General features: G+C 69.8%; 26 protein-coding genes, 1 tRNA gene and 1 riboswitch. Of the genes, 15 read left to right on the forward strand and 12 right to left on the reverse strand.

Annotated elements, in window-relative coordinates:
• The first annotated feature begins 187 nt into the window (after positions 1–187).
• The 7 genes from ABZ471_RS19470 to ABZ471_RS19500 all read left to right on the forward strand — a co-directional run bounded on the left by ABZ471_RS19470 (position 188) and on the right by ABZ471_RS19500 (position 6,673).
• Positions 188–1,606 carry an amino acid permease gene (locus tag ABZ471_RS19470; RefSeq protein ID WP_359067998.1) on the forward strand — a complete coding sequence of 473 codons (1,419 nt, stop codon included), beginning with the start codon at positions 188–190 and terminating at the stop codon, positions 1,604–1,606.
• Positions 1,607–1,749: 143 nt separating this feature from the next.
• On the forward strand, positions 1,750–2,172 hold the full coding sequence (locus ABZ471_RS19475) for a M67 family metallopeptidase (RefSeq protein ID WP_359067999.1): 423 nt from the start codon (positions 1,750–1,752) through the stop codon (positions 2,170–2,172).
• Between the two features lie 113 nt (positions 2,173–2,285).
• Positions 2,286–2,381 carry a putative leader peptide gene (locus ABZ471_RS19480; protein WP_359068000.1) on the forward strand — a complete coding sequence of 32 codons (96 nt, stop codon included), beginning with the start codon at positions 2,286–2,288 and terminating at the stop codon, positions 2,379–2,381.
• Between the two features lie 121 nt (positions 2,382–2,502).
• Complete coding sequence (locus ABZ471_RS19485; RefSeq protein ID WP_359068001.1) at positions 2,503–2,781, forward strand: MoaD/ThiS family protein; 279 nt, start codon at positions 2,503–2,505, stop codon at positions 2,779–2,781.
• Between the two features lie 7 nt (positions 2,782–2,788).
• Positions 2,789–3,739: a cysteine synthase gene (locus ABZ471_RS19490; RefSeq protein ID WP_359068002.1), complete on the forward strand. Its 951-nt coding sequence runs from the start codon at positions 2,789–2,791 to the stop codon at positions 3,737–3,739.
• Between the two features lie 272 nt (positions 3,740–4,011).
• Positions 4,012–6,081, forward strand: a complete 2,070-nt coding sequence (locus ABZ471_RS19495) for a putative Ig domain-containing protein (RefSeq protein ID WP_359068003.1) — start codon at positions 4,012–4,014, stop codon at positions 6,079–6,081.
• Positions 6,082–6,208: 127 nt separating this feature from the next.
• Positions 6,209–6,673: a hypothetical protein gene (locus ABZ471_RS19500; protein WP_359068004.1), complete on the forward strand. Its 465-nt coding sequence runs from the start codon at positions 6,209–6,211 to the stop codon at positions 6,671–6,673.
• Here the strand turns inward: ABZ471_RS19500 and ABZ471_RS19505 are convergent.
• Positions 6,670–7,131: a type II toxin-antitoxin system PemK/MazF family toxin gene (locus tag ABZ471_RS19505; protein WP_359068005.1), complete on the reverse strand. Its 462-nt coding sequence runs from the start codon at positions 7,129–7,131 to the stop codon at positions 6,670–6,672. The two genes, ABZ471_RS19500 and ABZ471_RS19505, sit on opposite strands and share 4 nt — an antisense overlap.
• Positions 7,132–7,372: 241 nt before the next feature.
• Here ABZ471_RS19505 and ABZ471_RS19510 point away from each other — a divergent pair, with 241 nt between their 5' ends.
• Positions 7,373–8,125 (forward strand): MBL fold metallo-hydrolase, encoded by a 753-nt coding sequence (locus tag ABZ471_RS19510; protein WP_359068006.1) that lies wholly within the window; start codon positions 7,373–7,375, stop codon positions 8,123–8,125.
• Between the two features lie 81 nt (positions 8,126–8,206).
• Here the strand turns inward: ABZ471_RS19510 and ABZ471_RS19515 are convergent, their stop codons facing one another.
• Together ABZ471_RS19515 and ABZ471_RS19520 are read right to left on the reverse strand one after the other, a co-directional pair.
• A complete protein-coding gene (locus ABZ471_RS19515; RefSeq protein WP_359068007.1) occupies positions 8,207–9,472 on the reverse strand; it encodes a PTS transporter subunit EIIC in 1,266 nt (421 codons plus the stop codon).
• A 253-nt stretch (positions 9,473–9,725) separates the two neighbouring features.
• Positions 9,726–11,015 carry a PTS transporter subunit EIIC gene (locus ABZ471_RS19520; protein ID WP_359068008.1) on the reverse strand — a complete coding sequence of 430 codons (1,290 nt, stop codon included), beginning with the start codon at positions 11,013–11,015 and terminating at the stop codon, positions 9,726–9,728.
• 185 nt (positions 11,016–11,200) lie between these two features.
• Here ABZ471_RS19520 and ABZ471_RS19525 point away from each other — a divergent pair, with 185 nt between their 5' ends.
• The 3 genes from ABZ471_RS19525 (at position 11,201) to ABZ471_RS19535 (ending at position 12,796) form a co-directional block, all read left to right on the forward strand.
• Positions 11,201–11,434: a PTS glucose/sucrose transporter subunit IIB gene (locus tag ABZ471_RS19525; protein WP_359068009.1), complete on the forward strand. Its 234-nt coding sequence runs from the start codon at positions 11,201–11,203 to the stop codon at positions 11,432–11,434.
• 87 nt (positions 11,435–11,521) lie between these two features.
• A complete protein-coding gene (rph, locus tag ABZ471_RS19530; protein ID WP_359068010.1) occupies positions 11,522–12,259 on the forward strand; it encodes a ribonuclease PH in 738 nt (245 codons plus the stop codon).
• 141 nt (positions 12,260–12,400) lie between these two features.
• Positions 12,401–12,796, forward strand: a complete 396-nt coding sequence (locus ABZ471_RS19535; RefSeq protein ID WP_359068011.1) for a hypothetical protein — start codon at positions 12,401–12,403, stop codon at positions 12,794–12,796.
• 30 nt (positions 12,797–12,826) lie between these two features.
• Here the strand turns inward: ABZ471_RS19535 and ABZ471_RS19540 are convergent, their stop codons facing one another.
• The 4 genes from ABZ471_RS19540 to ABZ471_RS19555 are packed head-to-tail and all read right to left on the reverse strand — an operon-like array spanning position 12,827 to position 16,164.
• A complete protein-coding gene (locus ABZ471_RS19540) occupies positions 12,827–13,567 on the reverse strand; it encodes a DUF1707 domain-containing protein (RefSeq protein WP_359068012.1) in 741 nt (246 codons plus the stop codon).
• Positions 13,568–13,576: 9 nt separating this feature from the next.
• Positions 13,577–14,545: an ATP-binding cassette domain-containing protein gene (locus ABZ471_RS19545; RefSeq protein ID WP_359068013.1), complete on the reverse strand. Its 969-nt coding sequence runs from the start codon at positions 14,543–14,545 to the stop codon at positions 13,577–13,579.
• A gap of 4 nt (positions 14,546–14,549) precedes the next feature.
• Positions 14,550–15,314, reverse strand: coding sequence for an ABC transporter permease (locus ABZ471_RS19550; RefSeq protein WP_359068049.1), 765 nt, complete (start codon positions 15,312–15,314; stop codon positions 14,550–14,552).
• A gap of 49 nt (positions 15,315–15,363) precedes the next feature.
• On the reverse strand, positions 15,364–16,164 hold the full coding sequence (locus ABZ471_RS19555; RefSeq protein WP_359068014.1) for an ABC-2 family transporter protein: 801 nt from the start codon (positions 16,162–16,164) through the stop codon (positions 15,364–15,366).
• Between the two features lie 1,165 nt (positions 16,165–17,329).
• Here ABZ471_RS19555 and ABZ471_RS19560 point away from each other — a divergent pair.
• Positions 17,330–20,053: a transglycosylase domain-containing protein gene (locus ABZ471_RS19560; protein ID WP_359068050.1), complete on the forward strand. Its 2,724-nt coding sequence runs from the start codon at positions 17,330–17,332 to the stop codon at positions 20,051–20,053.
• Positions 20,054–20,068: 15 nt separating this feature from the next.
• Here ABZ471_RS19560 and ABZ471_RS19565 read toward each other — a convergent pair whose 3' ends face one another.
• The 3 genes from ABZ471_RS19565 to ABZ471_RS19575 form a co-directional block, all read right to left on the reverse strand.
• Positions 20,069–20,389, reverse strand: coding sequence for a multidrug efflux SMR transporter (locus ABZ471_RS19565; RefSeq protein ID WP_359068015.1), 321 nt, complete (start codon positions 20,387–20,389; stop codon positions 20,069–20,071).
• A 37-nt stretch (positions 20,390–20,426) separates the two neighbouring features.
• Positions 20,427–20,499: riboswitch (guanidine-III (ykkC-III) riboswitch) on the reverse strand.
• 80 nt (positions 20,500–20,579) lie between these two features.
• Entirely contained in the window at positions 20,580–20,939 is a 360-nt protein-coding gene (locus ABZ471_RS19570; protein WP_359068016.1) for a co-chaperone GroES, read from the reverse strand.
• 64 nt (positions 20,940–21,003) lie between these two features.
• A complete protein-coding gene (locus ABZ471_RS19575; protein WP_359068017.1) occupies positions 21,004–21,336 on the reverse strand; it encodes a DUF3618 domain-containing protein in 333 nt (110 codons plus the stop codon).
• Positions 21,337–21,428: 92 nt separating this feature from the next.
• Between ABZ471_RS19575 and bcp the strand changes: the two genes are divergently transcribed.
• The 3 genes from bcp (at position 21,429) to ABZ471_RS19590 (ending at position 22,742) form a co-directional block, all read left to right on the forward strand.
• Entirely contained in the window at positions 21,429–21,896 is a 468-nt protein-coding gene (gene bcp / locus ABZ471_RS19580) for a thioredoxin-dependent thiol peroxidase (protein WP_359068018.1), read from the forward strand.
• 104 nt (positions 21,897–22,000) lie between these two features.
• Positions 22,001–22,654: an HNH endonuclease signature motif containing protein gene (locus ABZ471_RS19585; protein WP_359068051.1), complete on the forward strand. Its 654-nt coding sequence runs from the start codon at positions 22,001–22,003 to the stop codon at positions 22,652–22,654.
• Between the two features lie 15 nt (positions 22,655–22,669).
• Positions 22,670–22,742 (forward strand) — tRNA-Leu (locus ABZ471_RS19590).
• Positions 22,743–22,797: 55 nt separating this feature from the next.
• Here the strand turns inward: ABZ471_RS19590 and rdgB are convergent.
• Both rdgB and ABZ471_RS19600 read right to left on the reverse strand, forming a co-directional pair.
• Positions 22,798–23,400, reverse strand: coding sequence for an RdgB/HAM1 family non-canonical purine NTP pyrophosphatase (gene rdgB / locus ABZ471_RS19595; protein WP_359068019.1), 603 nt, complete (start codon positions 23,398–23,400; stop codon positions 22,798–22,800).
• A gap of 30 nt (positions 23,401–23,430) precedes the next feature.
• Positions 23,431–24,744 (reverse strand): DUF445 domain-containing protein, encoded by a 1,314-nt coding sequence (locus ABZ471_RS19600; protein ID WP_359068020.1) that lies wholly within the window; start codon positions 24,742–24,744, stop codon positions 23,431–23,433.
• Between the last annotated feature and the right edge of the window lie 127 nt (positions 24,745–24,871).

The raw sequence follows: 24,871 nt of genomic DNA on the forward strand, positions 1-24,871 counted from the left end.
GATAAATCTTCACGACCGCCCGGCGGACACCACCCATGTCCGGCCGGGTGCGCCACCGAGCCGGCGACCGCCGGCCAGGCACGAGCGGGCTTGCGAAACCCGCTCAGCTCCATCAATCCGGGGGGATCGAAACCCGATCCGAGGCCGACGAAAGGCCCGGTTCGGCATGGAGAAAGGCGCACCACACATGACCTCCGAGAAGGTCACCGAAGCCCCTGAGGAGGGCTACGAGCGCGGGCTCGGCAGCCGCCAGGTCCAGATGATCGCCATCGGCGGCGCGGTCGGCGTCGGCCTGTTCCTGGGAGCCGGGGCGAACATCGCCAAGGCCGGTCCCAGCCTGATCATGATGTACGCCCTCGCGGGTGTGATCATCTTCTTCATCATGCGCGCGCTCGGCGAGCTGCTGCTCTACCGCCCGGTCTCGGGATCGTTCGCGGAGTACTCCCGCGAGTTCCTCGGCCCGTTCTTCGGCTACTTCACCGGCTGGACGTACTGGCTGATGTGGGTCGTGACCGGCATGGCCGAGCTGACGGCCGCCGCGATCTACATCCACTACTGGTTCCCGTCCGTCCCCCAGTGGGTGACCGCGCTCGTCTTCCTGGTGATCCTCTTCGGGGTCAACCTGATCTCCGTGAAGCTCTTCGGCGAGCTGGAGTTCTGGTTCTCCATGGTCAAGGTCACCGCCCTGATCGGCATGATCGTGATCGGTCTGGGCGTGCTCACCTTCGGCTTCAGCGCCGCCGGTGACACCGCGTCCGTCTCGAACCTGTGGCAGTTCGACGGCTTCTTCCCCAAGGGTGTCGGCTCCTCCCTGATGACGCTGCAGGGCGTGATGTTCGCCTACCTCGCCGTCGAGCTGGTCGGCGTCACCGCGGGCGAGTCCGAGGACCCGGAGAAGACCCTCCCGAAGGCGATCAACACCCTGCCCTGGCGCATCGCCCTGTTCTACGTCGGTGCCCTCACCGTCATCCTGTGCGTGGTCAAGTGGACCGAGTTCGCGGCGGGCGTCAGCCCCTTCGTGAAGGCGTTCGCCCTGATCGGCATCCCGGCCGGCGCCGGCATCGTCAACTTCGTGGTGCTCACCGCGGCCCTGTCCTCCTGCAACTCGGGTATGTACTCCACGGGCCGCATGCTGCGCACCCTGGCGGACAACGGCGAGGCGCCCCGCGTCTTCTCCAGGCTGTCGTCCACCAAGACCCCCGCGCTCGGCATCACCGTCTCGGTGGCCTTCATGGGCATCGGCGTGATCCTCAACTACATCGTCCCGGAGAAGGCGTTCGGCTACGTCACCTCCGTCGCCACCGCGGCCGGCATCTGGACCTGGCTGATGATCCTGATCAGCCACGTCCTCTACCGCCGCGCGGTCGTCGCGGGCCGGCTGCCCGCCTCGTCCTTCCCGGCGCCGGGCGGCGCGGTGTGCTCGTACATCGCCATCGCGTTCCTGCTCTTCGTCACCGGCCTGATCGCGTACGACGCCGACTCCCGCGTCTGCCTGTACGTGATGGCGGGCTGGGCGGCCGCGCTCGGCATCGGCTGGCTGGTCCTGAAGACCCGCACGCCCCAGGTCGCCGACCGTCGCGAGCCGGAGCTGGAGCAGGTGGGCTGACCTCCGGGTAGACCATCCCAGGACGTCCGGCCGCCGGGAGTACTCGTGGCACCCCCGGCGGCAGCCGCTCAGGACGTCCATCATGTGGGCCGTCCCGTACCACCCCCCGGTACGGGACGGCCCCTCTGCTTATCCTGACCCCCATGCTGACCATCACCCAGGCCCTGTACGACCAGATCGTCGCCCACGCGCGCGAGGACCACCCCGACGAGGCGTGCGGCGTGGTCGCCGGCCCGGTGGGCGCGGGGCGCCCCGAGCGCTTCATCCCCATGCTGAACGCGGCCCGCTCGCCCACCTTCTACGAGTTCGACTCGCAGGACCTGCTCAAGCTCTACCGCGAGATGGACGACCGTGACGAGGAGCCGGTGATCATCTACCACTCCCACACGGCGACCGAGGCGTACCCGTCCCGCACCGACATCGGCTACGCCAACGAGCCCGGCGCCCACTACGTCCTCGTCTCCACCGCGGACGCCGACGGCCTCGGCGACTTCCAGTTCCGCTCCTTCCGGATCCTCGACGGCGAGGTCGCCGAGGAGGAGGTCAAGGTCGTGGAGGCCTACTGACCTGCCGCACCGGCGGCGGTCCCTGAGTAGCGCGTCTCAATGACTGAACGGATTGCGTCCGGCATGTGGAATGACACTCCGGAACCGGGACCGGGAATCGATACGATGAGCCCATGGTTCTGAACGACGTGTGCGAGAAGACGCCGGGCATGCTGCTCGTGGCGCGGCTGCACGTCGACCTGTGCAGGCTGAACAGCGCCATCTGTTGACGTTCCCCGCCTCCGTACGGCCGCTCCCGCGGCGCTCCCCCGGTGCCCAAAGCCTGGGGGGACTCCCAGGCGCGCACACCGAATCGACGAACCGACTCTTTCCGAACAGGAGCCCGCAACCATGGCCATCGAGGTCCGCATCCCCACCATCCTCCGCCAGTACACCGACGGTCAGAAGGCGGTGGAGGGCAGCGGTGAGACCCTCGCCGACCTGTTCACCGACCTCGAGACCCGGCACACCGGCATCCAGGCCCGCATCGTGGACAACGGCCAGCTGCGCCGCTTCGTCAACGTGTACCTGAACGACGAGGACGTCCGCTTCGTCGACGGCATCGACACCAAGCTGACCGACGGCGACACCGTGACGATCCTGCCGGCCGTGGCCGGCGGCATGGCCTGAGACCGGCATGCGCTACGACTCCCCGCTGGCCGCGGTGGGCAACACCCCCTTGGTGCGCCTGCCGCGGTTGTCGCCGTCCCCGGACGTCCGTATCTGGGCGAAGCTGGAGGACCGCAACCCGACCGGCTCGGTCAAGGACCGTCCGGCCCTGCACATGATCGAGCAGGCGGAGAAGGACGGCCGGCTCACCCCGGGCTGCACGATCCTGGAGCCCACCTCCGGCAACACCGGCATCTCCCTCGCGATGGCGGCCAAGCTCAAGGGCTACCGCATGGTGTGCGTGATGCCCGAGAACACCTCGCAGGAGCGCCGGGACCTGCTCGGCATGTGGGGCGCCGAGATCATCTCCTCCCCGGCAGCGGGCGGCTCCAACACCGCCGTGCGCGTGGCCAAGGAGCTGGCCGCCGAGCACCCGGACTGGGTGATGCTCTACCAGTACGGCAACCCGGACAACGCCGGCGCCCACTACGCCACGACCGGCCCGGAGATCCTCGCCGACCTCCCCTCCATCACCCACTTCGTGGCGGGCCTCGGCACCACCGGCACCCTCATGGGTGTCGGCCGCTACCTGCGCGAGCACCGGCCGGACGTGAAGATCGTCGCCGCCGAACCGCGCTACGACGACCTGGTCTACGGCCTGCGCAACCTCGACGAGGGCTTCGTACCGGAGCTGTACGACGCCTCCGTTCTCACCACCCGCTTCTCCGTCGGCTCCGCCGACGCGGTCACCCGCACCCGTGAACTCCTCCAGCAGGAGGGCATCTTCGCGGGCGTTTCCACCGGCGCCGCCCTGCACGCGGCGATCGGCGTCGGCGCGAAGGCCGTCAAGGCGGGCGAGAGCGCCGACATCGTCTTCATCGTCGCCGACGGCGGCTGGAAGTACCTCTCCACGGGCGTCTACACGGCTGCCACCACCGAGGAGGCCATCGAGACGCTGCAGGGCCAGCTCTGGGCATAGCGCCCCTGTTCTACGGGCCAACTACGCGCCATCCCCCTCCTATGAGGGGGCTAAGCCCCTCCTATGGAGGGGCAAAGAAGTCCCTGCGGTACTGCCGGTGACCCTCGGGCCAGGGCTACGTTCCTCCCGCACCCTGTCATGTCACGCTCACCCGACATCCAGGGCGCTGCGAGTGTCATGCTCATGACTGCGCGGTTCTGCCGCCGCTACGCGCGTCACGGGCCTGCCCAACCAGTGCGAGAAACCCCACTTCCCGATGGAGGCAGTACCCCATGCGCGAGTCACGCCCGAGCGGACGGAGACCGAGTCTGCGAAGACTCCTCTCCGTCGCCCTCCCCTCCCTCGCCCTGACCGTCGCCGGACTGGCGGCGGCACCGACGGCCGGGGCCCAGGCCGCAGCCGCTCCCGCGCCCCACATCTCCCGGTCCGCGCAGAACGCCAAGGCCCTGACCGCCCCGGAGCACCAGACCTTCCACTCGACCGGCAAGGCCGGCCAGAAGGTCCCCACGACCCACCTGTGCGCCACCGCGAAGCCGGGCCACGCGTCCTGTTTCGCCCAGCGCCGCACCGACATCAAGCAGCGGCTCGCCTCGGCGCTCGCCGCCGCCGCACCCTCCGGCCTCTCCCCGGCCAACCTGCACAGCGCCTACAACCTGCCCTCGACCGGCGGCAGCGGTCTGACGGTCGCCATCGTCGACGCCTACAACGACCCCAACGCCGAGGCGGACCTGGGCACTTACCGGTCCACCTACGGGCTGTCGGCCTGCACCAAGGCCAACGGCTGCTTCAAGCAGGTCAGCCAGACCGGTTCGACCACCTCGCTGCCCACCAACGACACCGGCTGGGCGGGCGAGGAGGCGCTGGACCTCGACATGGTCAGCGCGGTCTGCCCGAACTGCAGCATCGTCCTGGTCGAGGCCAACTCGGCGAACGACACCGACCTCGGCATCGCCGAGAACGAGGCGGTCTCCCTCGGCGCCAAGGTCGTCTCCAACAGCTGGGGCGGCGACGAGGCGTCCAGCCAGACCAGCGAGGACACCCAGTACTTCAAGCACCCGGGCGTCGCGATCACCGTCTCCTCCGGTGACTCCGCCTACGGCGCCGAGTACCCGGCGACCTCCCAGTACGTGACCGCCGTCGGCGGCACCGCGCTCACCTCCTCCTCCAACTCCCGTGGCTGGAGCGAGTCGGTGTGGCACACCAGCTCCACCGAGGGCACCGGCTCCGGCTGCTCGGCGTACGACGCGAAGCCGAGCTGGCAGACCGACACCGGCTGCACCAAGCGCATGGAGGCCGACGTCTCCGCGGTCGCCGACCCGGCCACCGGCGTGGCGGTCTACGACACCTACGGCGGCTCCGGCTGGGCGGTCTACGGCGGCACCAGCGCCTCCGCCCCGATCGTCGCCGGTGTCTACGCCCTCGCGGGCACCCCGGGTTCCGGCGACTACCCGGCGAAGTACCCGTACCAGCACACGAGCAACCTGTACGACGTGACCAGCGGCAGCAACGGCTCCTGCTCCACCTCGTACTTCTGCACCGCGACCGCCGGCTACGACGGCCCGACCGGCTGGGGCACCCCGAACGGCACCACCGCCTTCACCGCCGGCACCAGCACCGGCAACACGGTGACCGTCACCAACCCCGGCAGCCAGTCGACCATCACCGGCAGCTCGGCAAGCCTGCAGATCCACGCCACCGACAGCGCGGGCGCGACCCTGACCTACAGCGCCTCCGGCCTGCCCACCGGCCTGTCCATCAACAGCTCCTCCGGCCTGATCTCCGGTACGGCGTCCACCGCTGGCACCTACCAGGTCACGGTCACCGCGACCGACTCCACCGGCGCCTCCGGCTCGACCTCCTTCACATGGACGGTCGGCTCCTCCGGCGGCACCTGCACCTCGGCCCAGCTGCTCGGCAACCCGGGCTTCGAGTCGGGCAACACCACCTGGACCGCCTCCAGCGGTGTCATCACCAACGACTCCGGTGAGGCCGCACACGGCGGCTCGTACAAGGCCTGGCTCGACGGGTACGGCTCCTCGCACACCGACACGCTGTCCCAGTCGGTGACCGTCCCGTCCGGCTGCAAGGCCAGCTTCACCTTCTACCTGCACATCGACACGGCCGAGACCGGCAGCACCGTGTACGACAAGCTGACCGTGACCGCCGGTTCGACCACCCTGGCGACGTACTCGAACGCCAACGCCGCCTCCGGGTATGCGCTCAAGACCTTCGACCTGTCCTCGTTCGCGGGCCAGACGGTCACCCTGAAGTTCAGCGGAGTGGAGGACTCCTCCCTCCAGACCAGCTTCGTCGTGGACGACACCGCCCTGACGACCGGCTGAGCCGTACGGCAACCGGATCCCGTACCCGGAAGAAAGCCTTCCGGGTACGGGATCCGTCCGTGCCGGTGGTACGTCTCATCTGCACCAAGGGGCCGGCAGGCCCGGCCACGGCAGAAAGGCGGACACCATGCGCCGTACGACGCCCATCGTCCTCGCGGCGGCAGCGCTGCTCCTCGCGGGCTGCGGTTCCCAGAGCGGTGGGGACACCGGCAGCGGCACCGGCGACAACGGCAAGGTGTCACCGTCGCCGTCCGCCACGAAGCCCGGCGGCGGATGCGCCACCCACGCCGAACTGACCGCCGCCGACAACGGCCGTACCGTCTGCCTGGCCAAGGGCGGCGAGCTGCGGCTCACCCTCGACGGCACGAAGAGCCGCCCCTGGAAGCCGGTCGCGGCGAGCGGCACCGCCCTGAGGGCGATCAACTCCGGCTTCGTCATCCAGCCGGGCGACGCCACCGCGGCCTACCAGGCGGTCGCCGCCGGAAAGTCCGAGCTGACGTCCTCCCGCCCCCTGTGCGCCGAGCCCACCGCTGCCGGCCAGGTCTCCTGCAAGGGCATCGAGGAGTGGAAGGTCACCGTGACGGTCGGCTAGCCGGCGAGGTGCCTGACCTGGTCCCACAGGACCGGGTCGACCACACCGATCCGGCGCCGGAAATCGCCGAACGGCACCTCGCGCAGCTCGTCGGTCTGCAGAAAGCTGGGCCGGCCGTGGGCGTCGCCGACCGCGCCGGGCGGCAGCGGGATCACCCCGGCGCGCTCGTCGTGGTACTTGCTGGTGATCTTCGCGACCGTGGCCCGGTTCCCGCGCACGGCCAACACCAGACAGGGCCGGTCCTTTACCTCGGACCGGTCCTCGTACGGCACGTTCGCCCACCAGATGTCCCCCGGGTGCGGACGCGTCGTCAGGGCCCGGTCCCGGCCTCCGGGGCGCCCCGGAGGCCGCAGTCGGCGCCCGCCCGGCCGGCGTCCCCGCCCCCAGCCGTCGACGAGCGTGGCGACCAGCGCGAGCAGTACCACCGCCGCGAGCGCCAGCCACCAGGACGTGTCCATACGAACGACGTTACCGGCGCGCGCTCGACATCGCGCGCCCTCTCGTAAGCTTCTGCGCCCCCGGTCCAGCCGAACCGGTGACACCACAGGTGAGTTCGCCCACAACGGCCCCTGGCGGAGGAGCGACCGGCCCTTTTGCGCCTTACGCTCGACAAACCGCACGACCCCCGTCTGCCCCCCTTCCCGACCCCTCTCTCCGCTTCCCGTCCATCGGTTTCCCGCCTACGGAGGTTTCTGCTTCATGAAGCTCACCGTCGTCGGCTGCTCTGGGTCGTTCCCGTCCGCGGAATCGGCCTGCTCGAGCTACCTCGTAGAGGCCGACGGCTTCCGGCTGCTGCTCGACATGGGCAATGGCGCCCTCGGCGAGCTGCAGCGCCACTGCGGTCTCTACGACCTCGACGCGATCTTCCTGAGTCATCTGCATGCCGATCACTGCATCGACATGCTCGCGTACTTCGTCGCGCGCTACTACCGGCACGACGGCGGCCGCTGCGATCCGATCCCGGTCTACGGCCCCGAGGGCACCGAACACCGGTTGACCACGGCGTACGCCGACACTCCCTCCGCCTCCTCCATGAGCGAGGTCTTCGACTTCCACACGGTCAAGCCGTCCACGTTCGAGGTCGGCCCGTTCACGGTGCACACCGAGCGGGTGCGCCACCCCGTGGAGGCGTACGCCATCCGCGTCGAGCACGGCGGTCGGTCGCTGACGTACTCCGGCGACACGGGCGTCAGCGAGGCGCTGGACGAGCTGGCCCGGGACACGGACCTGTTCCTGTGCGAGGCCGCTTTCACGCACGGCAAGGAAAACATCCCCGACCTGCACCTCAACGGCCGTGAGGCGGGCGAGTCGGCGGCCCGCGCGGGCGCGCGCCGCCTGGTCCTCACCCACATCCCGCCGTGGACCGACCCGCAGGTCAACCTCGCCGACGCACGCGAGGTGTTCACGGGCCCGGTGGAGCTGGCCGCTCCGCGGGTCACGTACGAGATCTGAGGCCCCGCCCCCGTCAAACCGAAGTCCCCGGTCCGCTGTGCGGCCGGGGACTTCGGTTTGGGGTCGGGGAGGTCGAAAGCCTTACTTGGCCTCGGCCTTCAGGATCTCCGCCAGCTCCTCGTCCGACTCGCGGCCCGGGGTCGGCAGGTTGAACCTGATGATGGCGAAGCGGAAGACGACGTAGTAGACGGCGCCGAAGCACAGGCCCACCAGCATCAGACCCCACGGGTTGCTCGCGATGCCCAGGTTCAGACCCCAGTCGATCACGCCGGCCGAGAAACCGAAGCCGTCGCGCATGCCCAGCGACCAGGTCAGCGCCATGGAGATGCCGGTGAGGACCGCGTGGATCGCGTACAGGACCGGCGCGATGAACATGAAGGTGAACTCGATCGGCTCGGTCACGCCGGTGACGAAGGATGTGAGGGCGAGCGAGAACATCATGCCGCCGACCACCTTGCGGCGCTCCGGGCGGGCGCAGTGCACGATGGCGAGGCAGGCGGCCGGGAGGCCGAACATCATGATCGGGAAGAAGCCGGTCATGAACTGACCCGCGGTCGGGTCGCCGGCCAGGAAGCGCGCGATGTCGCCGCTCTTGCCGTGGTAGTCGCCCGCCTGGAACCACGGGAACGAGTTCAGCAGGTGGTGCATGCCGATCGGGATCAGCGCGCGGTTGGCGACACCGAAGATCCCGGCGCCGACGGCGCCCGAACCGACCAGCCACTCACCGAAGTTGTGCAGACCCGAGCCGAGTACCGGCCAGATGTAGCCGAAGACGATGCCGATGAGCAGGCCCGCGAAGGCCGACAGGATCGGCACCAGGCGACGGCCGCCGAAGAAGCCCGCCCAGTCCGGCAGCTTGGTGCGGTAGAAGCGCTGGTAGAGCAGCGCGACCACGAGGCCCATCACCACACCGCCGAGGACCTTGGCGTCCGCCGGGGCGTCCATCATGACGACCTTGCCGTCGACGGCCGTCGCCACCTTCGGCAGGTTCTTGTCGGTGAAGGTGCCGAGCACGTTCTTGAAGGCCAGGTAGCCGACCACCGCGGCGAGCGCCGTCGAGCCGTCCGACTTCTTCGCGAAGCCGATCGCGATGCCCACGGCGAACAGCAGCGGCATGTTGTCGAGGATCGCGTTGCCGCCGGCCGCCATGAAGGACGCGATCTTCGTGAGGAACGCGGGGTAGCCGGGGTCGCCCAGCATGTCGGTGTTGCCGAGGCGCACCAGGAGGGCGGCGGCGGGCAGCACCGCCACCGGCAGCATCAGGCTGCGGCCGATGCGCTGGAGCACAGCCATCACCCCGGCGCCCTTCTTCTTCTCCGCCGCGGGGGCGGCGCTGGCCGTGGTCACAAGTTCCTCCAGTGGGCAAGGCGCCGCCCGGGAACCATGGAAGGGGACGGCAGCGTCTCTGGTCTACACCACCCAGTGGTGTAGACCTGTTGTAGCACGATGAAGGCGGGATAAGGAACCCGCGGATCCGCTACCGCGGGATTACGCGCCGTGCTGGTCACGGAGGCCTTCGGCGGGTATGGCGACGGGCATGGCGACGGGCATGACGAAGGGCCCCGGACGGAAGGTCCAAGGGCCCGGTCGGGTCGTGTCGTCAGGCCTTGGTGACGTCCTCGATCTCGTCCTCCGGCTCGCGGCCCGGCGTCTTCAGGTCGAACACCGTGATCGCGAACCGGAAGACGGCGTAGTAGACGGCCGCGAAGCACAGGCCGATCGGGATGATCAGCCACGGTTTCGTCGCCAGGTGCCAGTAGATGAGGTAGTCGATCAGGCCGGCCGAGAAGCCGAAGCCGGCGTGCACCCCGAGCGCCCAGGTCACCGCCATCGAGACGCCCGTGAGCACGGCGTGGATCGCGTAGAGGAACGGGGCGATGAACAGGAACGAGTACTCGATCGGCTCGGTGATGCCGGTCACGAACGACGTCAGCGCCACCGACATCATCAGGCCGCCGACCTCCTTGCGGCGGTGCGGCTTGGCGCAGTGCGTGATCGCCAGCCCGGCGGCCGGCAGCGCGAACATCATGATCGGGAAGAAGCCCGAGGTGAACTGGCCCGCGCTCGGGTCTCCCTGCAGGAACATGTTGATGTCGCCGTGCACCACCGTCCCGTCCGGCTTGGTGTAGCTGCCGAACTGGAACCAGATGGGCACGTTCAGGAACTGGTGGAGGCCGACGACGAGCAGCGCGCGGTTGGCGACACCGAACAGGCCCGCACCCCAGGAGCCGGTGTCCCGCAGCCAGTGGCTGAAGGTCTCCAGCGCGCTGCCGATGGGTGGCCAGATCCACAGGCACAGCACCGCGAAGACGATGGCGACGAACGACATGATGATCGGGACCAGCCGGCGGCCGTTGAAGAAGCCGAGCCAGTCCACCAGCCTGGTGCGGTGGAAGCGGGCCCAGAAGAAGGCGGTCAGCAGGCCCATCACGATGCCGCCGAACACGCCGGGGTTCTGGAAGGTGAAGGCCGTCACCGACCCGTCGCTGACCTGACAGCCGACCTGCGGGATCGCCTTCGAACCGGCGGGGCAGTCCTGCGGGAACTGCTGCAGCACGCCGTAGTAGACGAGGAACCCCGTGACCGCCGCGAGTGCCGTCGAGCCGTCGGACTTCTTGGCCATGCCGATCGCGACACCCACGCAGAACAGCAGGGGGAGGCCGAGGGAGCCGTTGAGCAGGAAGCCGCCCGCTCCCGCCATCACCTTGGCCACCGACGTCCAGCCCAGGCCTCCCTCCCCGACCACGCCCGCCGAGGACAGCCCGATCAGCAGGCCCGCGGCCGGGAGCACCGCGATCGGCAACTGGAGGCTGCGGCCCATCTTCTGCAGCCCCTGGAACAGGGTGTGCCGGCGGGCGCGCGCGGGGCTGACCGTGCTGTCGGCGCTCATGGCGTCCTCCCGGGGCGGCTCGACGGGACGCGGTTTGGCGACCGTCCCCCAGGTGGTGTAGACCAGTCGGCGGACGGTTCCGCTGTGGTGATCGCCATCATTCGGCACGTACGGCATGACCGCTCGCGAAGATGGGCCAACTGTGGGTTACTGCGACAAAGCGGTTCGGATCAGGGAGAAGGAACATGGCCAGCAAGGCTGAGAAGATCGTCGCCGGCCTCGGCGGAATCGACAACATCGAGGAGATCGAGGGCTGCATCACCCGGCTGCGCACCGAGGTGTCCGACCCCGCGCTGGTCGACGAGGCCGCCCTGAAGGCCGCAGGCGCCCACGGCGTCGTCAAGATGGGCAGCGCCATCCAGGTCGTCATCGGCACCGACGCCGACCCGATCGCCGCGGAGATCGAAGACATGATGTGAGATCCCGGGGCGACCGGGATCATCTGCGAGGGGCTTCTTCCCGACGGGGGAGGGGCCCCTTCCGTCACTCCGGATAGGCTCGTGGCCATGTCTCGAATCGACGGCCGCACCCCTGAACAGCTCCGCCCGGTCACCATCGAACGCGGCTGGAGCAAGCACGCCGAGGGCTCCGTCCTCGTCTCCTTCGGCGACACCAAGGTGTTCTGCACCGCCTCGGTCACCGAAGGCGTCCCGCGCTGGCGCAAGGGCAGCGGCGAGGGCTGGGTCACCGCGGAGTACGCCATGCTGCCCCGCGCCACCAACACCCGCGGCGACCGCGAGTCCGTCAAGGGCAAGATCGGCGGCCGCACCCATGAGATCTCCCGGCTCATCGGCCGCTCCCTTCGGGCCGTCATCGACTACAAGGCGCTCGGCGAGAACACCATCGTCCTCGACTGCGACGTCCTCCAGGCCGACGGCGGCACCCGCACCGCCGCCATCACCGGCGCCTACGTCGCCCTCGCCGACGCCATCGCCTGGGCCCAGGGCAGGAAGCTGATCAAGGCCGGCCGTCAGCCGCTCACCGGAACCGTCAGCGCCGTCTCCGTCGGCATCGTCGGCCAGGTCCCCCTCCTCGACCTCTGCTACGAGGAGGACGTGCGCGCCGAGACCGACATGAACGTCGTCTGCACCGGCGACGGCCGCTTCGTCGAGGTCCAGGGCACCGCCGAGGCCGAGCCGTTCGCCCGCGAGCAACTGAACGCCCTGCTCGACCTCGCCGTCACCGGCTGCACCGAGCTGGCCGTGATCCAGCGGGCCGCACTGGCCGCCACCCTCGAGAAGTAGCGGGCACCGAAAGTAAAGGGCACGCCAAAAACCGGGATACGCGAAGGCAACCCCCGGCAGCCTCCCGGCGTCCCTATGGATACGGGCGCACGGTCCACCACCGTGCGCCCGGCCAGTCGTATCAGGGGAGGGAACACCACCATGGCCGCCAGCCGACGCCGACTCACCGCCGTCGCCGCCGTCGTAGCGACCGCCGCGCTCACCGCAGGCCTCACCACGGGCTGCGACGCCGTGAACAAGGCTCTGGACTGCGTGCAGACCGCCGACGCCATCGCCGACAGCGTCACCAGCCTCCAGCAGGCCGTGGAGAACGCCTCGAACGACCCGACGCAGCTCGACGAGGCCCTCGCCTCCATCGACAAGAACCTCGACAAGATCGGCGACAAGACCGACAACGCCGACGTCAACAAGGCGGTCGACGACCTGAACAAGGCCGTGGGCAACGTCCGTACGGCCATCAAGAACGGCGACAACACACCGGACGTCAGCCCGGTGACGGACGCGGCCGGCGAACTGACCAAGGTCTGCACGTCGTAGCGGCGTCCTGAGGAAGCGGCCGGGGAGTGCTCAGTACTCCCCGCGCCTGCGCTGCTCCCGATCCTCGCGCCGGGCCCGGTGCAGCTCGTGCCGCGTCTCCCTGCGGTCCAGTCGCTCCTGCCGGCGCTGCTCCTTCAGTCGCTGCCGCTCGGCCCGGGTCACCTTGCGCTCCACGCCGACCCCGCCCCAGAAGGCGAAGCCGCCGACGACCACCCGCGGCGCGCCCGGCTCGGCCCGCTCGTCCCCCCTGGGGTGATCGAAGCCGCCCATGACACCGATCCCGCGTACGACGACCTCGACGCCCGGCGGCACGATCACCTGCACCCCGCCCATGATCGCCACACAGTTGATCTCGACCTCGCGGGCCGCGAAGTCCGCCTCCCGCAGGTCGATCTCGCCGCCGCCCCAGAAGGCGAAGCAGGTGAACCTCCTGGGCACCGTCCAGCGCCCCTTGCGCTGGAAGCCGGACATGACGGCGACCGCCCCCGTGGACGATCCCTCGCCCCCGACGATCCGCCCGGCCCAACTCCCGCTCTCCACCGGCTCCTTGGTGAACGAGACGGGGCTGGGCGCCACGGCCCCGCCCGCCGGCAGATCACGCGTGATCGGCGTCAGCTCGGCGTACGTACGCGCCTTGTACGTCGCCTCCAGCCGCTCCTCGAACTCCTCCATGTCCAGGCGCCCCTCGGCGAGGGCGTCCCGCAGGACCTCGGCGACCCGTTCACGGTCGGCGTCGGATGCGCGGAGTTCCGGGAGTGCGTCGTCGGTCATGGCAGAAGCCTACGAGACGGCCTTCTCGGCGTACATCTTCGCGATGACGGCCTCGATGTCCGGCTCCCGCACCGACAGGTCCACCAGCGGATACGCGGCCGCGATGTGCGCCACCAGCGGCGCCGCCGACTGCCCCGCCGGGAACGCCAGCCACTGCCGCGGCCCCTCCACCCGCACCACCCGGCACGGCGGCGCCTCGATCGGCGGCAACTCGCGCTCCAGATCCACCACCAGCGTCCGCTCGCCCTCCCCGGCCTCGTGCAGCCCGGCGAGCGGGCCGTCGTACATCAACCGCCCGTGGTCGATCACCATCACCCGCGAGCACAACTGCTCGATGTCCTGCAGATCGTGCGTCGTCAGCAGCACGGTCGTCCCGCGCTCCGCGTTCAACTCCTTCAGGAACCCCCGCACCCGGGCCTTGGAGACGACATCGAGACCGATCGTCGGCTCGTCCAGGTACAGCACCTCCGGATCGTGCAGCAGGGCCGCCGCGATGTCCCCGCGCATCCGCTGGCCCAGCGACAGCTGCCGCACCGGCACGTCCAACAGGTCGCCCAGCTCCAGGAGTTCCACGCAGCGGTCCAGGTTCTCCCGGTAACGGGCGTCCGGGACGCGGTACATACGGTGCGCCAGCCGGTACGAGTCGATCAGCGGCAGATCCCACCACAGCGTCGTCCGCTGCCCGAACACCACCCCGATCCGGTGCGCCAGCCGCGTCCGCTCCCGCGAGGGATCGATCCCCGCCACCCGCAGCCGGCCCGCGCTCGGCGTCAGGATGCCCGTCAGCATCTTGATCGTGGTCGACTTCCCGGCGCCGTTCGGACCGATGTAGCCCACCATCTCGCCGCGCGCCACGGTGAACGAGATCGAGTCCACCGCGCGCACCTGCCGCCGTTCCCGTTTGAGAAACCCGGTCTTCTTGCGCACCTCGAAGACCTTCTCGACCTTCTCCAGTGCAATGAAGTCACTGTCCGGCACCGCGCTAGCTCCCTGTACTCCGATACGAACGAAGCCCCGCCCGCCACGCCAGCCCGGCCAGCGCACAGCAGCCCGCCGCCACCAACGGCGACGCGAACGCCACCCACTCCGGCAGACCCAGCGGATACGGCCGCCCCAGCACATAGGTGGCGGGCAGCCAGTTGACGAAGGCCAGCGGCAGCACGAACGTCACCCCGCGCACCAACTCCTTCGCGAACACCGTCGGCGGATACTGCAACAGCGTCGTGCCGCCGTACGTGAAGGCGTTCTGCACCTCGGACGCGTCCTGCGCCACGAACTGGAACGCCGCCCCCGCCACGAACACCGCGCAGAAGATCCCGAAGCCGCTCGCCAGCATCAGCGGCATCAGCAGCAGCTTCCCCGCCGTCCAGTCGATGTCGACCCGGGTCAGCGACCAGCCCAGCACCAGCGACCCCTGCACCAACCGGCCCAGCCGCCGCAGCGCGAACCGGTCCGCCGCCACCTGCGCCAGCACCGGCGCCGGCCGCACCAGCAGCGTGTCCAGCGTGCCGTCCCGCACCCGCCGCCCCAGCCGGTCCATCGAGCCGATCGCCAGATCGGCCGCCCCGAACGACACGGCGGACAGCCCGTACAGAAACGCCACCTCGGGCAGCGCGTAACCGCCCAGCGCGTCCACCCGCGAGAACATCAGCATGATCGCGACGAAGTCGAAGAACGTCGCCGCGAAGTTCCCGAACGTGGTCATGGCGAAGGAGGCGCGATAGGCCATCGTGGACCGCATCCACATCCCCGCGATCAGCAGATAGGCCCGGACACCCTCCCGCACCCGGCCGCCCTCACCCACCCTGGACCACCACCCGCCGCGTCGCGACCGACTGCACCAGCCGTCCCGCACCCAGCAGCACCACCGCCCACGCCCCCTGGAACAGGTACGTCCGCAGCGGATCCGCATGCCCCAGCAGGACGTCCGCGGGCGCCTGCAGCAGCGACGACCACGGCAGAGCCCGTACGACCTCGCCGAGCACGCCGGGGAAGACGTTCAGCGGCAGCAGCATCCCCGAGCAGAAATACCCGAGCAGCCACGCCATCTGCGACACACCCGTGCCGTCCAGCAGCCAGAACGCGCTCAGCGCCACCAGGAAGCGGATCCCGAAGCCGACCAGCATCGCCAGCAGCACGGCGACGAAGAAGGCGCCCCAGGTGCCTGCGTCCGTGGGCAGGTACGCCGGAAAGCACAGTGCACCGAAGACGAACGGGATCAGCCCCCGGCCCAGCAACTGGAAGAACGCCCGGCCGAGATCGGCGGCGAGCCACCACAACTGCAGATCCGCGGGCCGGTACAGGTCGATCGCCACATCCCCCGTACGGATGCGTTCCATCAACTCGTCCTCGACGCCTCCGCCCCCGATCGCGAGCGTCGACAAGAGCGCCTGCCCCAGCCACACATACGTCACGACCTGCGCCTGGTCATACCCTCCGAGGTGCGGCTTCTCGTCCCACAGCGCCAGATACGTGTAGACGAGGATCAGCCCGAAGGCCGTGTTCGTGAACACCCCTGCCGCAGTGGCCGCCCTATACGTCGCGTACCGTCTGAATCCCCCCGCCGCGACGGCCGCGTACAACCGTCCCGCGCCCACAGCAGTCGACCTCCCTGGACCGCTCGACACCGAAGCGCAGGAGCCTAGTCCCTGGGCCCGGCGACCGGCCACGCATTTTCCGCCCCGGAAGCGTGCCGGAATCCGGGAACGGAACGCCAGGTGCGAGAGTCTTCAAACTGGGGGCGCAGAAGGCGTACGAGGCGTACGGGAAACGTACGACGCGAAACAGGAGTCCGTGCACGACATGAGCGACGAGCCGCAGCCGCAGCAGCAGGACCAGGGCGGGGCACCAAGCACACCGCTGTCGGCTGAAGGGCCCAGCACCCGCGAGACCCAGGCCGACCGGGCACGGACCGACCAGGGCCAGGACGGCGTCCGCGCCGGGCAGGACCAGGGTCGGGAGGGCCAGGACCGGGTGCGTGCCGCTCGGGGGCAGGACCGGGCCGGTGAGGACCGGGAGGGCCACGATCGGCCGGGTTCGGCCGATGGGTCGGCTCAGGGCGCCCAGGGGCATGCCGGTGCGGGCCGGACCTCCGGGGGGCAGTCGCTCTCCGGTGCCGGTGCGGACCAGGCGACCCGGGCGCGCCGGGCGGCTCTGGCCGCTCAGGCGAGCCGTGCGGGGCGGACCGGCACGCAGGGGCGCACGGACGAAAAGGGCCAGGCGACCGAGGGATCCCAGCAGCCTCAGGGGGCTGCGGAGTCTCAGGGAGCCGGGAGGCCTCAGGGGGCTGCGGAGTCTGAGGGGGCCGGCAAGTCCCAGGGGTCCGCAAGGCCGCGGGGGTCCGCTGAGTCCCGTCAGTCCGGAGAGTCCCAGGGGTCCGGGAGGTCTCAGGGGTCTGTCGGGTCCCGTCAGTCCGGGGAGTCTCAAGGGTCCGAGAAGGCTCACGGGGTCCAGGAGGCTCATCTGCCCGGTCAGCCTCGGGCGTCGGCCAAGGGCGAGGAGTCGCGGACGCAGGCCGAGCAGGCCCGGACGTCCCGGCGTGCCGCAGTGCCCGAGCAGTCCGGGCGGCCCGCGGCTGCCGACAGGTCGCCGGACTCCGAGCAGGCTCACCCGGCCGAGAGCACCCAGGTCCTCCGGCGTGTCCAGGCCCCCCGGGCACCCCAGGACGCCTCCGCGGCCCAGGGGAACCGGTCGGCCGACACCGGCAAGGCGGCCGCCGACCCGCAGGGTTCGGGGCAGGCGGCGGCGCCCGAGACCACCCAGATCCTCCGGCGCGTCAACGCCCCTCGCCAGGCCGAGTCGACGCAGTCGAACCGGCCCGGAAAGGGGGGCGCCGCGGCCCAGGCAGGCAGGGCAAGCGGCGGCGCCGCGAAGGCGGCTCAGGCCGCTGCGGCGGGCGGTGCTGGTCAGGCGGCCAAGGCCGCTGCGGCGGGCGGTGCCGCCAAGGCCGCTGCGCTGGGCGGCGCCGGGCTGGTCGGTGGTTCCGCCGCTGCGGCCTCCAAGGCCCCCGCGGGTCCGGCCGGCGCCCCGACCTCCGGCACCTCACGTGTCTCCCGTACCACCTCCACCCCCACGCCTCAGCCCTCCGACCAGACCGCCGCCTCCCTCGCGGACAGCGGCAGCGGCGGCAGCGGCACCGGCAGCGGCAGCGGCGGTGGCGGCGGCAAGGGCAAGAAGCCCAAGCGGCCCAAGCGGACCGGATGGCGGCGGCTCATCCCGACCTGGCGCATGGTGCTCGGCACCTTCGTGATCGGCGTCCTGCTGGTCATCGGCCTCTTCTTCCTCGGCTACTCGCTCGTGAAGATCCCGCCGGCCAACGCCCTCGCCACCAAGCAGAACAACGTCTATCTCTACGCCGACGGCTCCCAGCTCGCCCGCGACGGCGCCATCAACCGCGAGAACGTCACCCTCGCCCAGATCTCCAAGGACGCCCAGCACGCCGTCCTGGCCGCCGAGGACCGCGACTTCTACAGCGAGTCCGCCGTCGACCTCAAGGCCATGCTCCGCGCCGGCTGGAACACCGCCACCGGCAAGGGCAAGCAGTCCGGCTCCACCATCACCCAGCAGTACGTGAAGAACTACTACCTGGCCCAGGAACAGACGGTCACCCGCAAGGCCAAGGAGTTCTTCATCGCCATCAAGCTGGACCGCACCAAGTCCAAGGACGAGATCCTCGAGGGCTACCTCAACACCAGCTACTTCGGCCGCAACGCCTACGGCATCCAGGCCGCCGCCCAGGCCTACTACGGCAAGGACGCCGCCGACCTCGACCCGGCCCGCGCCGCCTACCTCGCCGCGCTCGTCAACGCACCGAGCGAGTACGACGTCGTGGCCCACCCCGAGAACAAGTCCGCAGCCGTCGCCCGCTGGAACTACGTCCTGGACGGCATGGTCAAGAAGGGCTGGCTCAGCGAGTCCGAGCGCACCGGCATGAAGTTCCCCATGCCCAAGGAGCAGACCATCTCCACCGGCCTGTCCGGCCAGCGCGGCTACCTCGTCGAGGCCGTCAAGGACTACCTCACCGAGAACGACATCCTCACCAAGGACCAGCTGCAGGGCGGCGGTTACCGCATCACGACCACCTTCCAGAAGACCAAGCAGAACGCCTTCGTCAAGGCCGTGAACGACCAGCTGATGTCCAAACTGGACAAGAAGAACCGCAAGGTCGACACCTACGTCCGCGCCGGCGGCGCCTCCGTCGACCCCAAGACCGGCAAGGTCGTCGCCCTCTACGGCGGCATCGACTACGTGAAGCAGTACACCAACGGCGCCACCCGCGGTGACTTCCAGGTCGGCTCCACGTTCAAGCCGTTCGTGTTCACCTCCGCGGTCCAGAACGGCTCCACCACCCAGAGCGGCCAGACCATCACCCCGAACACGGCGTACGACGGCACCAGCAGGCGCCCCGTACAGGGCTGGAGCGGCGGCGCCTACGCCCCCTCGAACGAGGACGAGAAGTCGTACGGCGACATCACCGTCCGCAAGGCCACCGATCTCTCGGTCAACTCCGTCTACGCGCAGATGGCCGTCGACGTCGGCCCCGCCAAGGTCAAGGAGACCGCCGTCGACCTCGGCATCCCCGCCGACACCAGGGACCTCCAGCCCTACCCGTCCATCGCCCTCGGCACCGCCACCGCCAGCGTCCTCGACATGGCGGAGGCGTACGCCACGCTCGCCAACCACGGCAAGCACGGCACGTACACGATGGTCGAGAAGATCACCAAGGACGGCAAGGAAGAGGTCAAGCTGCCCGACCGGGAGACCAAGCAGGCCGTCAGCCGCGAGGCCGCCGACACCACCACCTCCGTCCTGCAGAGCGTGGTCGACAACGGCACCGCCACCGCAGCCCAGGCAGCGGGCCGCCCCGCGGCCGGCAAGACCGGCACCGCCGAGGAGGACACCGCCGCCTGGTTCGCGGGCTACACCCCCGACCTCGCCACCGTGGTCTCCGTCATGGGCCAGGACCCGGTCACGGCCAAGCACATGCCGCTGTACAACGCCCTCGGTCAGCCACGTATGAACGGCGGCGGCCCGCCCACCGACATCTGGGCGCAGTACACGAGCGACGCGCTGAAGGGCCGGTCGGTCACCGACTTCGACCTGGAGCTCCAGCAGGGCGCCGACGTGATCCAGACCCCCAGCACCGAGCCCACCGACCAGCCCGGCACCGGAGGCCAGGACACCGGCGGCACGAGCACGGACGGCGGCCAGGACACCGGGGGCGCCACGACCGACGGCGGCCAGGACACCGGCGGCACCCCCACCGGCGGCACCCCCACCAACGGCGGTACGACGACGGACGGCGGCACCCCCACCGACGGCGGCGGCACCACCACGGCCGGCGGCACGATCGCCGGGACCACGGGCGGCGATCCGACCACCGGCGGCGGCACCCCGGGCGCGCCCACCGGCGGAGGCACGGACACAGGCGGCGATCCGACCACCGGCGGCACCGGAACCGCCGGCACCCCGACAGGCCAGCCGTAGGAAGGCCCGCAGCCGTCAGTGACCGCCGGTCGCCTTCAGCCCCACCACGGCGACCAGCAGCAGACAGACGAAGAAGATCCGGGCGGCGGTGACCGGCTCACCCAGCACCACCATGCCGAGCACCGCCGCCCCGGCCGCCCCGATGCCGACCCACACGCCGTAGGCGGTACCCATGGGCAGCGACCTGGCGGCATACGACAGCAGCACCATGCTCGCGACGATCCCCGCACCGGTGAACAGACTGGGCACCAGCCGAGTGAACCCGTCGGTGTACTTCATCCCGATCGACCAGCCGACCTCGAGCAGACCGGCGACAACAAGCAGCACCCAGGCCACGACACACACCTCCGAGACGAACGGACGACTCTCCTTCGGTGCGTCGTCTTTGCCTGCATCCCGGTACGGCGCGTCTCGTCGGGCTCCTTCGAACATAGCAAAAGAACGACAAAAGGGGCTGGTGACCACAGTCACCAGCCCCTTCCCGCTCTGGAATCAGAGGTGCTCCGAAATCGGAGGTCCTCCGGAATCAGAGGTAGAGGCCCGTGGAGTCCTCCGCCCCCTCGAACCGGTCCGCGGCCACCGCATGCAGATCCCGCTCCCGCATGAGCACGTACGCCACGCCCCGCACCTCGACCTCCGCCCGGTCCTCCGGGTCGTACAGGACCCGGTCACCCGTCTCCACGGTCCGTACGTTCTGCCCCACCGCGACGACCTCGGCCCAGGCCAGCCGCCGCCCGACCGCCGCGGTCGCGGGAATCAGGATGCCGCCGCCCGACCGCCGCTCGCCCTCACCGGCGTCCTGCCGCACGAGAACCCGGTCGTGCAGCATCCGGATGGGCAGCTTGTCGTGCTGAGGGTTGCTGTGCTCGTTTCTGTTGGCGCTCACGCCTCGAACCTACCTGCCTCGGACCGACCCGTACGACCCGGGCCACCGCTCGACTCCGCCCCCGTCAGCCCTTGCGCCGTCGCCGCGACCCCAGCGCGAACAACCCCACCACCCCGACCGCGACCAGCGCGACCGGCACGACCCGCTCCAGCCTGGGCGAGCCCTCCTCGTCCACGAACTGCGCCCGCACCTCACTCACCACCCGGTTGACCTGGACGTAGGCCCGCCCCACCGTGTGATCGATATGGGCGACGACCTTGGCCTTGGCGTCCCCGACGATCGTCTGCGGATGCACCCGCACCCCGATCTCGTCGAGCGTCTCGGCCAGCACTTCGCGACGGCGCTTGATGTCCGCCTCGATCTGCGCCGGGGTTCTGGTGTCCGACGTGTCCGCCACCGTACGGCCTCCGAAGTCTCCTGATGCTGTCCCGGACAGTCTGTCAGCTCCAGCCTCCACCGCACCGCAACGCCCCCCGTTACGCTGGACCGATGAGCGAGCGACTCCAGCCCGGCGACGTGGCCCCCGCCTTCACCCTCCCCGACGCCGACGGCAACGAGGTGTCCTTGTCGGACCACAAGGGCCGCAAGGTCATCGTCTACTTCTACCCCGCGGCCCTGACCCCCGGCTGCACCAAGCAGGCCTGCGACTTCACGGACAACCTGTCCCTCCTGGCCGGCGCCGGCTACGACGTCATCGGCATCTCCCCCGACAAGCCGGAGAAGCTGGCCAAGTTCCGCGAACAGGAATCCCTGAAGATCACCCTCCTCGCCGACCCCGACAAGAAGGTCCTCGACGCCTACGGCGCCTTCGGCGAGAAGAAGAACTACGGCAAGACCTACATGGGCGTCATCCGCTCCACGATCGTCGTGGACGAGGAGGGCAAGGTCGACCGGGCCCTGTACAACGTCCGCGCGACAGGCCACGTAGCAAAGATCATCAAGGACCTGGGGATCTGAGGACCCGCTTCTGCCGCCGACGGCTCGTACTGGGGTACCCCGGTGCGAGCCGTTTCGCGTTCCGGGCGTGACTGTCCGATAACCGGTTCGTTACTCCGCACGGGCTGCGAACGCGTGGCCGGAGCGGAGGGGACTCGCAGGCAGCCGAGCAGTGCTCCAACATCGACGAGGTCATCGCCTTCTTCGGCACCCGGCCGTATGGATACCTCCGCGGCTATCTCGTGAAGCGATTCGCCCACTTCGGCATCGACATCTCTCACTTTCCGCCCAGTGGCAGGCAAGCACGCCCCTCACCGGATGTGCTGCGGGCGGCGGTCAGAGATTCGAACTCCATTGCAGAAGTGCTGCGCTGTCTGGGCCGCGCCAACAACGGCGCACAGCGCGCGAACGTTCGCAAGTGGATCGCTGCCGACCACCTCGCCACGACCCACTTTCTGGGGCAGGCGCATCAGCGAGGGAAGCCTGGAACGAACGCCAAGCGGCCGGAGGACGTGCTGGTGCGGCACGACGGCGTTCACCGGATCGCAACGAAACGCCTGCGGCGTGCGCTGTTCGAAGTCGGCGTACCCGAGGAGTGCGCCAGGTGCGGTGTCGGCTCCGAGTGGTTCGGGAAGCCCATGACGCTGGAGATCGACCACGTCAACGGGGACTGGCGGGACAATCGGCGGGAGAACCTGCGGCTGCTGTGCCCCAATTGCCACGCGATCACCAGCACCTGGTGCCGAGGTGGGCGGCGACGGCATACTCTCGCCCAGTAGGGTAGATCCCGGCTGGCGCTCGTACTCCAACGGCAGAGAGACAGGCCTTAGAAGCCTGGTGTTGTCGGTTCAAATCCGACCGGGCGCACAGGTAATCGGAGCCCCGCACCTTTGGATCGTAGGTGCGGGGCTCTTTCGTGAAGTCAGCCCAACAACTCCCGCACGACCGGCACCAACGCTCGGAACGCCTTCCCCCGATGGCTGATGGCGTTCTTCTCCTCGGGGCTCAGCTCCGCGCACGTCCGCGTCTCGCCGTCCGGCTGCAGGATCGGGTCGTAGCCGAAGCCGTTCGTGCCGGCGGGTGCGTGCCGCAGTGCACCCCGCAGCTGCCCCTCGACCACCCTCTCCGTGCCGTCCGGCAGGGCGAGCGCCGCCGCGCACGCGAAGTGGGCGCCCCGGTGTTCCTCCGCGATGTCGGAGAGCTGGGCCAGGAGCAGGTCCAGGTTGGCCTTGTCGTCGCCGTGACGGCCGGCCCAGCGGGCGGAGAAGATGCCGGGGGCGCCGTTCAGGACGTCGACGCAGAGGCCGGAGTCGTCGGCGACGGCGGGGAGGCCGGTGGCCTGGGCCAGGGCGTGGGCCTTCAGCAGGGCGTTCTCCGCGAACGTCACGCCCGTTTCCTTGACGTCGGGGATGTCGGGGTAGGCGTCGGCGCCGATCAGCTCGTGGGGGAGTCCGGCCTCGGCGAGGATGGCCCTCAGTTCGGTGATCTTTCCGGCGTTGCGGGTGGCGAGGATCAAGCGGGTCATGGGGGTCAGTATCCCTGGAGGGGCCTGGAATCAGGCCCCGAGCCCTCGCGAGATCACGTAGATCAGCAATCCTGCCAGTGAGCCGACCACCGTGCCGTTGATGCGGATGAACTGCAGGTCGCGGCCGATGTGGGCCTCGATCTTGCGGGTGGTGTGCTCGGCGTCCCAGCCGGCGACGGTGTCGGTGATGAGGGAGGTGATCTCCTTGCGGTAGGTGGTCACGACGTGCACGGCCGCGCCCTCGACCCAGCTGTCGACCTTCTCCTGCACCTTCGGTTCGCTCGCCATTCGCGCACCGAGGGACAGCAGTGCGGCCCGTACCCGCAGCCGCAGCTCGCTGCGCTCGTCCTCGGCCGCTGCGACGATCATGGATCGTACGGCGGTCCAGGCGGACGCGATCAGGTCCTGGACCTCGCCGCGGCCCAGCACCTCGCCCTTGAGCCGTTCGACCCGCGCGCGGGTGTCCGTGTCGGACTGGAGGTCGGAGGCGAAGTCGGTGAGGAAGCGGTCGAGGGCGCCGCGTGCGGGGTGGGAGGGCATGTCGCGCATCTCGGTGACGAAGCGCAGCAGCTCCTTGTAGACGCGTTCGCCGACCTTCTTGTCCACGAAGCGGGGCGTCCAGCCGGGTGCGCCGCCCTCGACGGCGACCATCACGTCGCCGCGGTGCAGCACGAGCCAGTCGTGGGCGCGGGCCACCACCAGGTCGACCACGCGCTTGTGGCCGCCGTCGGCGACGATCTTCTCCAGCATCTTGCCGATGCCGGGCGCGATCTCCTGGGCGTTGGCGCGCCGGGTGACGGCCTCTGCGACGACCGCCTGCACGTCGGAGTCGCGCAGCACGGTCAAGGCGCCTCTGAGCGCGGTGGCCAGTTCCGCCGTCACCCGGTCCGCGTGTTCGGGTTCGGCGAGCCAGGCGCCGAGCCGGCTGCCGATGCCGACGGTGCGCAGGCGCTGGCGTACGACGTCCTGGGAGAGGAAGTTCTCGCCGACGAACTCGCCGAGGGAGACGCCGAGCTGGTCCTTCTTGGTCGGGATGATCGCGGTGTGCGGGATGGGCAGGCCGAGCGGGTGCCGGAAGAGGGCGGTGACCGCGAACCAGTCGGCGAGGGCGCCGACCATGCCGGCCTCGGCGGCGGCGGCCACGTAGCGGGCCCAGTTGCCCGCGCCCTCGTGCGAGGCCCAGGTGGCGAGCACGTAGATGACGGCCACGAGCAGCAGCATTCCGGTGGCCGTCAGTTTCATGCGCCGCACCCCGCGCCGGCGTTCTTCGTCGGCCGGGGTGAAGGCGGTCATGGTCCGGTACGACGTCGTCCGGCTCGGTGTTTCCGTCTCCGTAGGTTCCATCAGCTCCACCCGTTCGGTGATCCCGCACACACCCGCACACAATTGTCCCTTCCTGACCGACTCCCGAAGCGGATCAGGAGTTCCCGGCGTCTGTCCGGACGGTTTTTTGGGCAGGGTCCTGTCAGGT

This window comes from Streptomyces sp. NPDC005728 (assembly GCF_040630895.1).
Lineage (GTDB): Bacteria > Actinomycetota > Actinomycetes > Streptomycetales > Streptomycetaceae > Streptomyces.